The following is a 13053-nucleotide window of genomic DNA, read 5'->3' on the forward strand; positions in this document are numbered from 1 at the left end:
GAACTACGATCAGTGAAGGGCCGACAGGGAGTTGGGCGAAGGAGCGGAGGCATTTTTGCCACCCTGGGTTTCGAGACGTCAGTGATTGCCATGGAGCGACCGAGGCTCAAGTAACGAGCCTTGATCAAGACCCGTCCTTCACCAACACCGGTTTTTCCTGATAACGCTGCGCGAACACCTGCTTCAAGTTCGCCACTTTCGGCATGTCGTTGATCACGATGTAGGGATAGCTCGGATGCTCGGTCAGAAAATCCTGGTGGTAATCCTCCGCAGGATAGAAGCCGCTGTAGCTTTCCAGTTTGGTGACGATGGGTTTGCTGTAGGCATGAGCCGCATCCAGCTGGGCGATGTAGGCCTGCGCGACCTTCTGCTGATCGGCGTTGACCGGGAACAGTGCCGAACGATACTGAGTGCCGCTATCCGGGCCTTGGCGATTGAGTTCAGTAGGGTTGTGCGCTACCGAAAAATATATCTGCAACAAGCTGCCGTAGCTGACCTGAGTCGGGTCGAAGGTGACCTGAACTGACTCGGCGTGGCCGGTATCGCCTTCGCTGACACGCTCATATTCCGCCGTGTTGGCTGCGCCGCCGGCGTAACCCGAGACAGCTTTCTGCACCCCTTTGACGTGCTGGAAAACACCCTGCACACCCCAGAAGCAACCACCTGCGAACACAGCGGTTTCGCTACGAGCCTGAGTGATTTCGTCGAGGATCGGTGGCGGGATCACGACGGCATCCTCACCACCAAACGAGAACGCCGATACCTGGCCAATCACTCCGGCCACTGCAACTCCCAACAACACGCGACGCCATGTGATTTTCATTTCAAGGACTCCTGATCAACCGAAGGTAAAGGCATAGGCCGAGACGCCCGGGTCGAGAAACTCGATGCTGAAGGTTCGATCTTTCACGCCATCGTTCTGTCGTACCAATTGATACAGACGTTGTTCGGTGACGCGGCCGGTGCCGTCAGGGGCGACATCGACGCCATGCGCATCACCCGGCGCCTGACCATCAATCGAGACTTTGAAGCGCACCGGTTTGCCATCCGCGCCCGGGCCGAGCACCAAGTGCAGGTCACGGGCATGGAAGCGATAGACGATGCGACTGGCCGGGGCGCTGGCGGTAGCGCGTTCGGCACCGACCGCCCATTGGCCGCCGAGGCTCCAGTCGTTCAGCGCCAGCTTCTGCGGCGGGTTGTAGGCTGCGCTCTTGTCAGGCTCCAGGTTGTTCTGGGCGACGAAATGTTCCGCGCGCTGATAGCCGACGTAAGTTTCCGGCGACTGCACTTCGTTCATGTCCGGCGCCAGTTGCACGCCTTTGGCATCGGCATTGATCAAGCCATCGGCGACGGTTTTCGCCCCGGCTTCGTGCAACAGTTGCTGTATGACACGTTCCGATTCGGCGTAGTCCCCTTCGCCAAAATGGTGATAACGAATGCGTCCCTGGGCGTCGGCAAAGTAATGCGCTGGCCAGTACTCGTTGTTGAAGGCGCGCCAGATCTTGTAGTCGTTATCGATGGCCACCGGGTAATTGATGCCCAGCTCCTTCATGGCTTTGCTGACGTTGCCGACATCGCGTTCGAAGGCGAATTCCGGCGCGTGCACACCGATGACCACAAGGCCTAGATCGCGATACTTCTCAGCCCAGGCTTTGACATACGGCAAGGTGCGCAGGCAGTTGATGCAGGAGTAAGTCCAGAAATCCACCAGCACCACTTTGCCCTTCAATGCCTGCGCATCCAGCGCTGGCGAGTTGAGCCATTGCACGGCGCCGTCGAGCGACGGCAACTGGCCCTCGACCGGCAAGGTGCCCGGTGCCTTCACAGCCATTTTCATCGCTCCGCCAGCCGCCATCATGCTGCCATTTGCTGCGGTGTCAGAGGCTGGAATCTGCGCCATCATCGTGCCGTTGGCATCGGCAGACTTACCCGACAGTTTGCCAACCAGCGCCTGCTCCAGGCCGCCAGTGGACGCCGTCGAAACCCGAGCGAGAATCCCGGTATCGAGGCCCAGCGCAATCGCAGCAACACCGGACAGCATCGCCGCGCCCAGCCCCCGGCGAATCCACTCACCGGTACCGATCGAACGTTTCATCAGCGCGAAAACCTTACCGCCCAGCAGCAGTGCCGCGGCCAGCGAGGTAGCGGCGCCCGCCGCATAGGCGAGCAATAACAGCGTGGTGGCGACGCTTGCCCCTTGCAGTGCGGCACCGGTCAGAATCAGCCCGAGAATCGGCCCGGCGCATGGCGCCCAGAGCAGCCCCGTGGCGACGCCGATCAGAAACGAAGCGCCGGGACGCGGGCGATTGTCCTGCCCGGCGGCTTCCGACAAACGACTGCCGGCGGAGACCAGTGGCCGGGTCAGCCGTTCGGCTACACGCGGCAGCAGCAAGGTCAGTCCGAACAGGGCAACGAACAGCAACGCGAGCCAGCGCCCGTACTGATTGACTTGCACCACCCAGCCGCCGCCCACCGCCGCCAACGAGGCGACGAGCGCGAAGGTCACGGCCATCCCCGCCAACAGCGGCAAGCCACTCTTGATAAACGGCTGCCCGGTGCGAGCGAAGACAAAAGGCAGAACCGGCAGGATGCACGGGCTGACAATCGTCAGCACACCACCGAGATAAGCGAGAACCAAGAGCCACATAAATTCGTCCTGTCTGAAATGAAGTGCGCTTACGCGTCATGGCTCAAGCCGCCACGGCTTTGAAGGTCATCGCCAGACCGTTCATGCAGTAACGCAGGCCGGTAGGCTTGGGGCCATCATCGAAGACATGGCCCAGATGACCACCGCAGCGTCGACAATGAACCTCGTCGCGGGCCATGCCGAAAGAGCGATCCTGGTGTGTCGCCACCGCATGCTCCAGCGGCGCCCAGAAACTCGGCCAGCCGGTGCGGCTATCGAATTTTGTTGCGGAAGAAAACAGCGCCAGATCACACCCGGCGCAGGCAAATGTACCGACGCGATGCTCGTCGTTGAGCGGGCTGGTATAGGCCCGCTCAGTGCCCTCTTCACGCAGGACCTGATACTGCTCGTCACTCAGGAGCGCGTGCCATTGACTGTCGCTGTGAGTCACTTCGAACGCCTCGTCGGCGCGCGCCTCACTGACCAGCGCAGCGCCAGTCGACAATTTTGGCAATACACCCGCCACCAAGGCTGCAACCCCTAGCCCGCCGCCCGCTAACAGAATCTGTCGCCGTGAAAACATGGCCGTCTCCAAAAATTCCAGATGCCTTTCATGGAACACAGCCTAGGCTTGGTTTGATCGCCAAATCCTCACGGGAAGTTAACGAATTCGTGATAACTCACCCGCAGGAAAACCCGCACAATGCGCTTCACTGCGCCGAAGGATTGAGCTTCATGGAACAGACCAAACGCGTTCTCGTGGTCGAGGACGACCTGCACATCGCCGACCTCATTTGCCTGCATTTGCGCGATGAGCAATTCGACGTGACCCACAGCGCCGACGGCGACGAAGGCATGCGCCTGCTGCAGCAAGGTCACTGGGACGCACTGATCCTCGACCTGATGTTGCCGGGGGTAGACGGTCTGGAAATCTGCCGCCGGGCCCGCGCCATGGCCCGTTACACCCCGATCATCATCACCAGTGCCCGCTCCAGCGAGTTGCACCGGATTCTCGGCCTCGAACTGGGGGCCGACGATTACCTCGCCAAACCGTTTTCCATGCTCGAACTGGTGGCGCGGGTCAAAGCCCTGTTGCGCCGGGTCGATGCCATGGCGCGCAATCTGAAGATGGACGCCGGCAGCCTCAGTCTCGATGGCCTGAACATCGATCCGATCACCCGCGACGTCAGCCTCGACGGTCAACGTCTGGACCTGACGCCACGGGAGTTCGACCTGCTGTATTTCTTCGCGCGCCAACCGGGCAAGGTGTTCTCGCGCATGGACTTGCTCAACGCTGTCTGGGGCTACAGCCACGAGGGTTACGAACACACGGTCAACACCCACATCAACCGCCTGCGGGCGAAGATCGAAAACGATCCGGCACAGCCCTCGCGCATTCTCACGGTGTGGGGCCGTGGTTATAAATTCGGTACCGAGCAGCCATGAAACTGACCCTGACGCAGCGCCTGTCGCTGGTTTTTGCCGTGCTGTTGCTGGTGTGCTGCGGCACGTCGGCATGGCTGCAAGTACGCTCCAGCCAGATGCATGAACTGGAAGTGGTGCAGGGCTTGTCACGGGATCTGGCACAACACATCGCCCACGACACGGTGCTGATGGACAGCAACGGTCTGATGCCCGGTGCCGTGCGCGAACTGTTCAGCCAGTTGATGCTGGTCAACCCGAGTGTCGAGGTGTATCTGCTCGACACCGAGGGGCGCATTGTCGGCAATGCCGCCCCCGAGGGCCGCATGCGTCGTCAGCAGGTCGATCTGGCGCCCATTCGCCAATTGCTCAACGATCAGCCGTTGCCGATTCTCGGTGACGATCCGCGCAGCGTCGACGGGCGCAAGGTGTTCAGCGCCGCCCCGCTGCAGGTCAACGGCAAAGCCGCCGGTTATCTGTACGTGGTGCTGCTCAGCGAAGCACATGACCGCTACGCCGAGCGCGGGGCGACCAGTGCCGCGCTGAACACTGCGCTGCTGTCGATCGGGCTGGTTGCCTTACTGTGCCTGATTGCCGGCCTCACGGCGTTCAATCTGATTACCCGGCCGTTGCGGCGACTCACCGAAACGGTCAGCCGTTTTGACATCGATGGCGCGCCGCAACCGGTCCCGGCACCTGTGGATAAATCAGCCGACCCGGATGAAATTGCAGTCCTCGACGCGGCGTTCCGGCAAATGCAGAACCGCCTCGGGGAACAATGGCGCTCACTGACCCGCCAGGATCAGGAACGCCGCGAACTGGTGGCGAACATCTCTCACGACCTGCGCACGCCAATGGCCTCGCTGCATGGTTATCTGGAAACCCTGTCGCTGAAGGACGCGACGTTGTCGCCGGAAGAGCGTCGGCGCTATCTGGGCATCGCCCTTGATCAAAGCCGCAAGGTCGGCGGGCTGGCGCAATCGTTGCTGGAACTGGTGCGTCTGGAACACGGTTTCGTGCAACCGGTGCTGGAGGGTTTTTCGCTAATCGATCTGGTGCAGGACATCTTCCAGAAATTCGAACTGACGGCGGAGGCACGGCAGGTCGAACTCAAGGCCCATTTCGTGCCGAACCTGCCAACGGTCTGCGCCGACCTCGGGCTGATCGAGCGGGTACTGACCAATCTGGTAGACAACGCGTTGCGTCATACACCTCAGGGCGGCGAGATCGAGTTCGATCTGACACCTCACGGCGCCTTGGTTGATGTCACGGTCAGTGACACCGGACCCGGTATCGCTCCTGAGTTGCGCGAAGGTTTGTTCCTGCGCCCGTTCAATATCGGCGGCGCACGGCGTGACGGGGGGTTGGGTCTGCGCATCGTGCACCGCATCCTGCAATTGCATGGCCGAGACATTCAGTTGCTCGACATCAGCGGGCGCGGCGCGACATTCCGCTTCTCACTGCCAACGGATCAGCAAACCGCCGAACAGTGGATGATGCGTTCAATGAATTTGAACAGCCCAGGCAAATAGTTGAGACCGCCGGCCCGTTGCTCCGTGACAACGCCGCCGCGCTCCCCTAAATTAGTCGGCCTGAAAAAGCCCTCGAGCTTGCTCATCTCAACTCAAGTTAAAAAGTAGTGAAATTTCAATGTCCGATTTCAACACCGCTGAATCCGTAGTCACCGAATCGTCCAAAGCGGAATACGAAAACTCCATCAATCTTTCACAACACCTGCCACAAGCCAAAATCATCAGCGAGATGGTCCTGGATGCGTTCCAGTCGACCCGCGAGAGCGACCAGATCCGCGAACTGCGCGCCGCGATCCGTCAGGCTCACGACAGCTTCGATGACGACAAGGCCTACGAGCTGATGGGCGAACTCAAGGCCTTGAAAGACGCCGAAACCGCCGACCTCGCGGCCCTTGAAGACCTCAGCAGCAAGTTCTCGATCGGCCGTATCCTGTCGAGCTTCAAGGACGATCCGGCATTCCAGGAAATCGTCTACGGCCTCGCCCTCAAAGTGCTGAACCAGACCCACCAGGCAATCAGCAACCCGAGCGGTGGCAAGAGCAAGACCGCCAAGAAGAAAGAAGTCGAAATCTTCACCATCAGCAAGGACGGCAGCAGCGTGACCCTGCCAATGCGCACACCGCGTTCGCGTCTGAACGTTGACCGTGCAGCGCTGGAGTTCCTCGGTTTCACCTTCGTCGGTGAAGGCGAAGAAGCGGAACTGGAAAGCGAAGTTTTCGTTGATAACGCCGGCACCGAGCAGGCGGTAAACCGCAAGAACATCATCACCGCGCTGCAACAGCAGACCGCGTTCGATGGCTACAGCATCGCCGCGCAGTAATTTTCAGCGCTGACGAAAAAGCCCCGCACTGGGATTCAGTGCGGGGCTTTTTTTGTTTTCGACTTTGGTTTAGTGAGATGGCCTACACCGAGGCCCCTCATCGGAACGCCGCCCGCCCAGCCCTCTCCCGAGGGAGAGGGAGCCGATTTTTGTGATTTTCAAACCTGAGTTCGGCTCAATAATTCAGGTCGGCGTAAATCTTGAAAACTCCTCGGTCAGTCCCCTCTCCCCCCGGGAGAGGGTTAGGGTGAGGGCAATTCGCGAAATCAGACTCACGCCGCAGGATGCAACGCCACAATCATGTCCACCTCAATCGCCGCATTCTTCGGCAACTGATACACCCCCACCGTGGTGCGCGTGTGCCGACCGGCATCGCCAAGCACATGACTGAACACGTCCGACGCACCGTTGGCCACTTCGCTCAGGTCAACGAAGTCCGGCGTCGACTTCACATACACCGTCACCCGCAACAACGCCTTGATCTTGTCCAGCGAACCCACCGCATCAACAATCAGCGCCAGACAACGCATCGCACTGATGCTCGCTGCCGCCTGCGCATCCTTGAGGTTCAGCTCCAGCCCAACACGACCGGGATACTGAATTTTGCCGTGAGTGCGCGGCACCATCCCGCTGATGTACAACTCATCGTGATGTCGGATCAGCGGCGCGTAATTGCCGCCAGCGGTGTTCTCACCATTAATGTCGTAATTCAGCTCTTGGGCCAGGGCAATAAAACGCTCGTCGCAGGTCATCCTCTCAGTCATTTCGCCCAGCCTTGTGATCGATGCATGAAGAAGCTCGGATTACGGCAGTAAAACACCGAAAAAACGGCTTGGTGCTATTACTGTCGGGGTTGGATCCGAATCTAGGGGTTTTGCCACTGCACTGCAACTCGCCGCAGCAAAAACCAAAAGCCCCACCCTTCTCTCGAAGGGCAGGGCTTTAAATCGTCATGACTTTGGTGATCACACAGCGCTCAAACGCTCGACCATGTCTGGGAATTTCTCAACCAAACGAATCAACAAGGCTGCTTGAGCATTGGGCTTCGACTTCTCCTGCTCCCAGTTTCTCAAGGTGCTGGGGCTTGTCCTGATTCGCTTGGCAAAAACCGCTTGGGACATATGTAACCTTTCCCGTAGCGCGACAATTTCCTGGGCGCCAACCTCGGGGACAGGTTTGTCCTCGACGATTGTATTACGCAACGTAATTTTGCCTTCGCGTTGAGCTGCCATCTCATCAACGCCCTGCATCAACTCTGCAAACAGGTCGCGTTTTTTCATGGGGTGCCTCGTGCTTTTAACTCTCTATCAATCGCTCTCTTGAGCGCCTTTTCTTGCTCGGCGGTCAGATTCTCAAGCTCATCTTTGTCGTAAATGGAAAACATCCAGAACTGGCCATCATTCATAAGCCAATAATAAAGAACCCGCAAGCCGCCTCGCCGACCTTTGCCACGACGAACATCGGCCCAGCGCAGTTTTCGGAAGCCACCCGTTCGCTGCATCACATCGCCAGCCAGCGTATTACCCTGCAGAAAGTCCTGCAGCTCTCGGTACTCATCGTCCGTTAGGTAATGGCCAACGTTCGCGGTAAAAATTGTGGTTTCAAAGAAGACAGTTCGCATGGCCAAACTATAGGCAAATTGCCTACGGACAGACTATCAACAAATCACGTTTCCGTTAAACAAAAAAACCCCGCACATCTCTCAATGTGCGGGGTTTTTCTTCAAGCCTTTCAGCCTTACGGCGCGTACGTCAGCAGCAACTCTGCCGGCACCTTGAAGTCCAGGGACATCATGACGCTCAAGGCAGTGATGGTGAAGATCGAGAACACGAACAGCTTGCGTGCCCAAACGGTGTCATCCACTGCTTTGTAGCCGGTCCAGGCCATGTACAACCAGTACATGCCCATGGCTGCGGCGACGGCGAGGTAGCTCATGCCAGCGTAGCCGCTGAAGGTCAGCATCAAGGTCGCTACGAGGAACGCCAGGATGTAGAGCAGGATGTGCTTCTTGGCCACTTGAATCCCGCGCTTCACTGGCAACACCGGAATCGATGCGGCCAGGTAATCGTTGAAGCGGAAGATTGCGATGGCGTAGGAATGCGGCATCTGCCACAGGCTGAACATCACCAGCAACGTCAGCGCGGCCATGTCGAAGCTGTTGGTTACGGCAACGTAACCGATCACTGGCGGCATGGCGCCCGACAGACTGCCCACCAGCGTGCCGTGAACCGACTTGCGCTTGAGGTACAGGCTGTAGAAGCCGACGTAGATAACGAAGCCGATTACCGCGAACAGGGCAGCCAACGGGTTGGCCACCTTGTACAACAAGGCAACGCCGAGAACACCAAGGATGGTCGCGTAGACCAGTGCCAGTTTCAGGGAGATCAAGCCCTGCACCAGCACGCGGTTTTTGGTGCGTTCCATCTTCAGGTCGATGTCGCGGTCGATGCAGTTGTTGAACACGCAACCGGAGGCAACTACCAGGGATGTACCGATCATGGCAGCCAGAAACACCGCCAGATCGACATGCCCTTTCGAGGCCAGGAAGAACCCGCCTGCCACAGAAAGCACGTTACCGAAAATGATCCCCGGTTTGGTGATTTGGATAAAGTGCTTGAGCGACATCGGGTCTACCTCACTTCGCCATCATGTACGTGTGGATGCTGAACATGATCCACAGCGACAGGCCAACCAGCAGCACAATCACGATCGCGGCGAACACGAAGGCAATCACGTTGTTACGTTGCGCAGCCGAGCGATCCAGGTGCAGGAAGTACACCAGGTGGACAACCACCTGGATCACGGCGAATGCCAGGACGATCATCAAGGTGATCGACTTTGGCAGCGACGGGTACATGACCAGTGCAAACGGGATAGCTGTCAGGATCACCGACAGGATGAAGCCGATCGCGTAGGACTTGACGCTGCCGTGGCTGGCGTCGTCGTGGCTGTCATGGGAGTGTGCGTTAGCCATTACAGGGTCCCCATCAGGTAAACAACGGTGAATACGCAGATCCACACCACGTCCAGGAAGTGCCAGAACAGGCTCAGGCAGCTCAGACGGGTCTTGTTGGTCGCCGTCAGGCCGTGCTTGTTGACCTGGTACATCATGATGCCCATCCAGATCAGACCCGCCGAAACGTGCAGACCGTGGGTACCGACCAGGGTGAAGAACGCCGACAGGAAGCCCGAACGGCTAGGACCGAAGCCCTCGGAGATCAGCAGGTGGAACTCGTTGATCTCCATGGCGATAAAGCCTGCGCCGAGCAGGAAGGTCATGAACAACCAACCCAGAACCTGCTGCTTCTTGCCTTTGTACAACGCCAGCATGGCGAAGCCGTAGGTGATCGAACTGAACAACAGCAGAGCGGTTTCGCCCAGCACGTATGGCAGTTCGAAGATGTCGTGGCCGGCTGGGCCACCGGCAACGTTGTTTACCAGTACCGCGTATACCGCGAAGATCGACGCAAACAGAATGCAGTCGGTCATCAGGTAGAGCCAGAAACCGTATACGGTCATCTCGCCCGAATCGTGGTGATGGTCATCGTGCCCATGTTCACCATGGGCGTGTCCAGCATTGGTCACTAAATTCGACATGGTTTAAGCCTGTTCCAACGAGGTTTCAACACGGGTGGCGGAGGCCGGGATTTTCCCTGCCGCGACCAGACGCTTGTGCTGCTCGGCTTCGATACGTTCGATCGTTTCAACCGGAACCATATAGCCCTGGTCGTCACGTGCAGCGTGGATCACGAAGTAGACGACGGTGCCTACCAGGCTCGCGATCGCCAGCCACCAGATGTGCCAGATCATCGCGAAACCGAACACGGTCAACAGCGCGCCCATCACAACGCCCGTGGCGGTGTTGTTCGGCATGTGGATCGGCTCGTACTTGGCCGGTTGCTGGTACGCAGTACCGTTTTCCTTGGCTTCGGTGAACGGGTCGATGCAGTCAGCCTTAGGCAGCACAGCGAAGTTGTAGAACGGTGGTGGCGACGAGGTCGACCATTCCAGAGTGTGTGCATTCCACGGGTCACCGTGATCGCAAATGTTCTCTGGCTTGTTGCGGTCACGCACACTGACGTACAGCTGAATCAGTTGGCAGGCGATACCGGCAGCGATCATCACCGCACCGAACATGGCAACGTACAGGTACGGTACCCACTCAGGGTTGGTGGTGGCGTTCAGACGACGGGTCATGCCCATGAAGCCCAGTGCATAGAGCGGCATGAAGGCGACGAAGAAGCCCGAGATCCAGAACCAGAATGCTGCTTTACCCCAGCCTTCGTGCAGCTTGAAGCCGAACGCTTTCGGGAAGTAGAAGCCGAAACCTGCGATGTAACCGAATACCGCACCGCCGATGATCACGTTATGGAAGTGCGCGATCACGAACAGGCTGTTGTGCAGCACGAAGTCAGCACCCGGGATGGCCAGCAGTACGCCGGTCATGCCGCCGATGGCGAAGGTCACCATGAAGCCCAGGGTCCACAGCACCTGGCTGGTGAAACGCAGACGGCCTTGGTAGATGGTGAACAGCCAGTTGAATAGCTTCACACCCGTCGGGATGGAAATCAGCATCGTCGCCAGACCGAAGAAGGCGTTGACGCTGGCACCCGAACCCATGGTGAAGAAGTGGTGCAGCCAAACCATGAAGCCCAGTACCGAGATCGCGCCCGAGGCGTAGATCATCGAGTGGTGGCCGAACAGTTTCTTGCCGGTGAACGCCGAGATCACTTCCGAGAAGATGCCGAATGCCGGCAGGATCAGGATGTATACCTCAGGGTGGCCCCACGCCCAGAACAGGTTGACGTACATCATTGGATTGCCACCAAGTTCATTGGTGAAAATGTGGAAATCCATGTAACGGTCAAGGGTCAGCAGTGCCAGGGTAGCGGTCAGGATCGGGAACGAAGCCACGATCAGAACGTTTGCCCAGGTGCAGGTCCAGGTGAAGATCGGCATGTCCATCAGTTTCATGCCAGGGGTACGCATTTTCAGTACGGTCGCGAGGAAGTTGACCCCCGTCAGCGTCGTACCTAACCCGGATAACTGTAGCGCCCAGATGTAGTAGTCCATACCCACGCCAGGGCTGTATTGCAGACCCGACAATGGTGGATAGGCAACCCAACCGGTCTTGGCGAATTCGCCGACGCCCAGGGACAGGTTGATCAGTACTACGCCGGAAACCAGCAGCCAGAAGCTCAGGGAGTTCAGGAACGGGAACGCAACGTCACGCGCACCGATCTGCAACGGCACTGCAAGGTTCATCAGGCCGGTGAAGAATGGCATCGCCATGAAGATGATCATGATCACACCGTGAGCGGTGAAGATCTGGTCATAGTGTTCAGGTGGCAGGTAGCCAGGCGAACCCTCGGTGGCCATGGCCAACTGGGTACGCATCATGATGGCGTCGGCAAAACCGCGCAGCAGCATGACCATGGCGACGATGATGTACATCACGCCGATTTTCTTGTGGTCTACCGAGGTCAACCACTCGGTCCACAGGTACGTCCACTTCTTGAAGTAGGTGATTGCAGCGAACAGCGCCAGACCACCGAGCGCGATCATGGCGATGGTAATCATCACGATCGGTTCGTGGAATGGGACTGCTTCCCAACTTAATTTACCAAACATCGTTTACTCCTCTGCCCCGGCAGCTGAATGCGAACTCGAGTCAATTTCCGTGGCCGCCACTTCTTTCTCTTTCTTCTCGTGCTTCAGTGGCTTGCCCGGCTTCATACCTTCGTACTTGTCGACGATGATCTGGAACTGGTTCGGCGTGACCGAGGAGTAGAGCTCGACTGGGTTGTTCTGGCTTGGCTTGGCAAGGGCTGCGTATTCAGCTTGATCAAGCTGTTTAGGTGACTTCTTGACTTCACTGACCCAGGCGTCGAAATCTTCCTGAGTGGTGGAGATAGCTTTGAACTTCATGCCGGTGAAACCCGCGCCGCTGTAGTTGGCGGAGATACCGTCCATTTCAGCGTTACGGTCAGCGATCAGGTGCAGCTTGGTCTGCATGCCCGCCATCGCGTAGATCTGGCCGCCCAGACCCGGGATGAAGAACGAGTTCATCACAGCGTCAGAGGTGATCTTGAAGTTGATTGGCGTGTGCGCCGGGAACACAATCTTGTTGACCGTGGCAATGCCTTGTTCCGGGTAGATGAACAGCCACTTCCAGTCCAGCGCAACCACTTCAATGGTCACTGGCTTGACGTCGGATTGAATTGGACGATACGGGTCCAGTTCATGGGTCGAAATGTAGGTGATGTAACCCAGGGCAATGATGATCAGGACGGGGATGGTCCAGACTGCCACTTCGATTTTGGTCGAGTGCGACCATTTCGGGGTGTAGACGGCGTTCGTGTTCGACGCGCGGTATTTCCAGGCGAACAGGAAGGTCATGACGATAACCGGCACAACGACCAACAGCATCAGCAGGGTCGCGGTGATGATCAGGTTTCGCTGTTCCAGGCCAACCTGGCCCGTTGGATTGAGCAAGGTCATGTTGCAGCCTCCCAGCAACAACGTGCCGAGCAGCGGCACTAGGCCTAGTAATCTGGGGTACCTGTTTTTACTCATCTCACGACCTCTAAAGCAGCTTGCGCAATGCAGTTGGGTTTTGATCGCCAACACTTCACCCTGCCAAGGGTTGGCAT

The 13053-nt window shown here is 58.1% G+C and carries 14 protein-coding genes; 3 read left to right on the forward strand and 11 right to left on the reverse strand.

Features of this window, described 5'->3' with window-relative positions; all coding sequences use genetic code 11:
* Positions 1-124: 124 nt before the first annotated feature.
* The 3 genes from msrA to msrB are packed head-to-tail and all read right to left on the reverse strand — an operon-like array spanning position 125 to position 3209.
* The gene (gene msrA / locus C2E19_RS24205; protein ID WP_129395400.1) at positions 125-823 is read right to left on the reverse strand and encodes a peptide-methionine (S)-S-oxide reductase MsrA; all 699 of its coding nucleotides are present in this window, start codon (positions 821-823) and stop codon (positions 125-127) included.
* A 15-nt stretch (positions 824-838) separates the two neighbouring features.
* Entirely contained in the window at positions 839-2647 is a 1809-nt protein-coding gene (locus C2E19_RS24210; RefSeq protein ID WP_129395401.1) for a cytochrome c biogenesis protein DipZ, read from the reverse strand.
* Between the two features lie 43 nt (positions 2648-2690).
* Positions 2691-3209, reverse strand: coding sequence for a peptide-methionine (R)-S-oxide reductase MsrB (gene msrB, locus C2E19_RS24215; RefSeq protein ID WP_129395402.1), 519 nt, complete (start codon positions 3207-3209; stop codon positions 2691-2693).
* Between the two features lie 152 nt (positions 3210-3361).
* On the opposite strand from msrB, the gene C2E19_RS24220 reads away from it, so the two are divergent.
* The 3 genes from C2E19_RS24220 to C2E19_RS24230 all read left to right on the forward strand — a co-directional run bounded on the left by C2E19_RS24220 (position 3362) and on the right by C2E19_RS24230 (position 6400).
* Positions 3362-4072, forward strand: coding sequence for a response regulator transcription factor (locus C2E19_RS24220; protein ID WP_129395403.1), 711 nt, complete (start codon positions 3362-3364; stop codon positions 4070-4072).
* Positions 4069-5580 (forward strand): HAMP domain-containing sensor histidine kinase, encoded by a 1512-nt coding sequence (locus tag C2E19_RS24225; RefSeq protein WP_129395404.1) that lies wholly within the window; start codon positions 4069-4071, stop codon positions 5578-5580. The genes C2E19_RS24220 and C2E19_RS24225 overlap by 4 nt, the downstream gene beginning before the upstream one ends.
* Positions 5581-5698: 118 nt before the next feature.
* Positions 5699-6400 (forward strand): hypothetical protein, encoded by a 702-nt coding sequence (locus C2E19_RS24230; protein ID WP_129395405.1) that lies wholly within the window; start codon positions 5699-5701, stop codon positions 6398-6400.
* Positions 6401-6672: 272 nt separating this feature from the next.
* On the opposite strand, the gene C2E19_RS24235 is transcribed toward C2E19_RS24230, so the two are convergent.
* The 8 genes from C2E19_RS24235 to cyoA all read right to left on the reverse strand — a co-directional run bounded on the left by C2E19_RS24235 (position 6673) and on the right by cyoA (position 12976).
* The gene (locus C2E19_RS24235; RefSeq protein WP_129395406.1) at positions 6673-7164 is read right to left on the reverse strand and encodes a RidA family protein; all 492 of its coding nucleotides are present in this window, start codon (positions 7162-7164) and stop codon (positions 6673-6675) included.
* Between the two features lie 201 nt (positions 7165-7365).
* Positions 7366-7680, reverse strand: coding sequence for a DNA-binding transcriptional regulator (locus C2E19_RS24240; protein ID WP_129395407.1), 315 nt, complete (start codon positions 7678-7680; stop codon positions 7366-7368).
* Complete coding sequence (locus C2E19_RS24245) at positions 7677-8021, reverse strand: toxin (RefSeq protein WP_129395408.1); 345 nt, start codon at positions 8019-8021, stop codon at positions 7677-7679. The genes C2E19_RS24240 and C2E19_RS24245 overlap by 4 nt, the downstream gene beginning before the upstream one ends.
* Before the next feature lie 116 nt (positions 8022-8137).
* Positions 8138-9025, reverse strand: a complete 888-nt coding sequence (gene cyoE, locus C2E19_RS24250) for a heme o synthase (protein ID WP_053123579.1) — start codon at positions 9023-9025, stop codon at positions 8138-8140.
* A 10-nt stretch (positions 9026-9035) separates the two neighbouring features.
* Positions 9036-9374: a cytochrome o ubiquinol oxidase subunit IV gene (cyoD, locus tag C2E19_RS24255; protein WP_129395409.1), complete on the reverse strand. Its 339-nt coding sequence runs from the start codon at positions 9372-9374 to the stop codon at positions 9036-9038.
* On the reverse strand, positions 9374-9997 hold the full coding sequence (gene cyoC / locus C2E19_RS24260; RefSeq protein ID WP_129395410.1) for a cytochrome o ubiquinol oxidase subunit III: 624 nt from the start codon (positions 9995-9997) through the stop codon (positions 9374-9376). The genes cyoD and cyoC overlap by 1 nt, the downstream gene beginning before the upstream one ends.
* A gap of 3 nt (positions 9998-10000) precedes the next feature.
* Entirely contained in the window at positions 10001-12031 is a 2031-nt protein-coding gene (gene cyoB / locus C2E19_RS24265; protein WP_129395411.1) for a cytochrome o ubiquinol oxidase subunit I, read from the reverse strand.
* A 3-nt stretch (positions 12032-12034) separates the two neighbouring features.
* Positions 12035-12976 (reverse strand): ubiquinol oxidase subunit II, encoded by a 942-nt coding sequence (gene cyoA / locus C2E19_RS24270; RefSeq protein WP_129395412.1) that lies wholly within the window; start codon positions 12974-12976, stop codon positions 12035-12037.
* Between the last annotated feature and the right edge of the window lie 77 nt (positions 12977-13053).

The organism is Pseudomonas sp. DTU12.3, assembly GCF_004124275.1.
In the GTDB taxonomy this organism is placed as follows: Bacteria; Pseudomonadota; Gammaproteobacteria; order Pseudomonadales; family Pseudomonadaceae; genus Aquipseudomonas; species Aquipseudomonas helmanticensis.

Excerpts from the sequence above, each read along its gene's own strand:
- C2E19_RS24225 (WP_129395404.1), top strand. The coding sequence starts at position 4,069 with ATGAAACTGACCCTGACGCAGCGCCTGTCGCTGGTTTTTGCCGTGCTG.
- C2E19_RS24220 (WP_129395403.1), top strand. The coding sequence starts at position 3,362 with ATGGAACAGACCAAACGCGTTCTCGTGGTCGAGGACGACCTGCACATC.
- C2E19_RS24245 (WP_129395408.1), bottom strand. The coding sequence starts at position 8,021 with ATGCGAACTGTCTTCTTTGAAACCACAATTTTTACCGCGAACGTTGGC.
- C2E19_RS24230 (WP_129395405.1), top strand. The coding sequence starts at position 5,699 with ATGTCCGATTTCAACACCGCTGAATCCGTAGTCACCGAATCGTCCAAA.
- cyoD (WP_129395409.1), bottom strand. The coding sequence starts at position 9,374 with ATGGCTAACGCACACTCCCATGACAGCCACGACGACGCCAGCCACGGC.
- msrA (WP_129395400.1), bottom strand. The coding sequence starts at position 823 with ATGAAAATCACATGGCGTCGCGTGTTGTTGGGAGTTGCAGTGGCCGGA.
- cyoE (WP_053123579.1), bottom strand. The coding sequence starts at position 9,025 with ATGTCGCTCAAGCACTTTATCCAAATCACCAAACCGGGGATCATTTTC.
- C2E19_RS24235 (WP_129395406.1), bottom strand. The coding sequence starts at position 7,164 with ATGACTGAGAGGATGACCTGCGACGAGCGTTTTATTGCCCTGGCCCAA.
- cyoC (WP_129395410.1), bottom strand. The coding sequence starts at position 9,997 with ATGTCGAATTTAGTGACCAATGCTGGACACGCCCATGGTGAACATGGG.
- C2E19_RS24210 (WP_129395401.1), bottom strand. The coding sequence starts at position 2,647 with ATGTGGCTCTTGGTTCTCGCTTATCTCGGTGGTGTGCTGACGATTGTC.
- C2E19_RS24240 (WP_129395407.1), bottom strand. The coding sequence starts at position 7,680 with ATGAAAAAACGCGACCTGTTTGCAGAGTTGATGCAGGGCGTTGATGAG.
- msrB (WP_129395402.1), bottom strand. The coding sequence starts at position 3,209 with ATGTTTTCACGGCGACAGATTCTGTTAGCGGGCGGCGGGCTAGGGGTT.
- cyoA (WP_129395412.1), bottom strand. The coding sequence starts at position 12,976 with ATGAGTAAAAACAGGTACCCCAGATTACTAGGCCTAGTGCCGCTGCTC.
- cyoB (WP_129395411.1), bottom strand. The coding sequence starts at position 12,031 with ATGTTTGGTAAATTAAGTTGGGAAGCAGTCCCATTCCACGAACCGATC.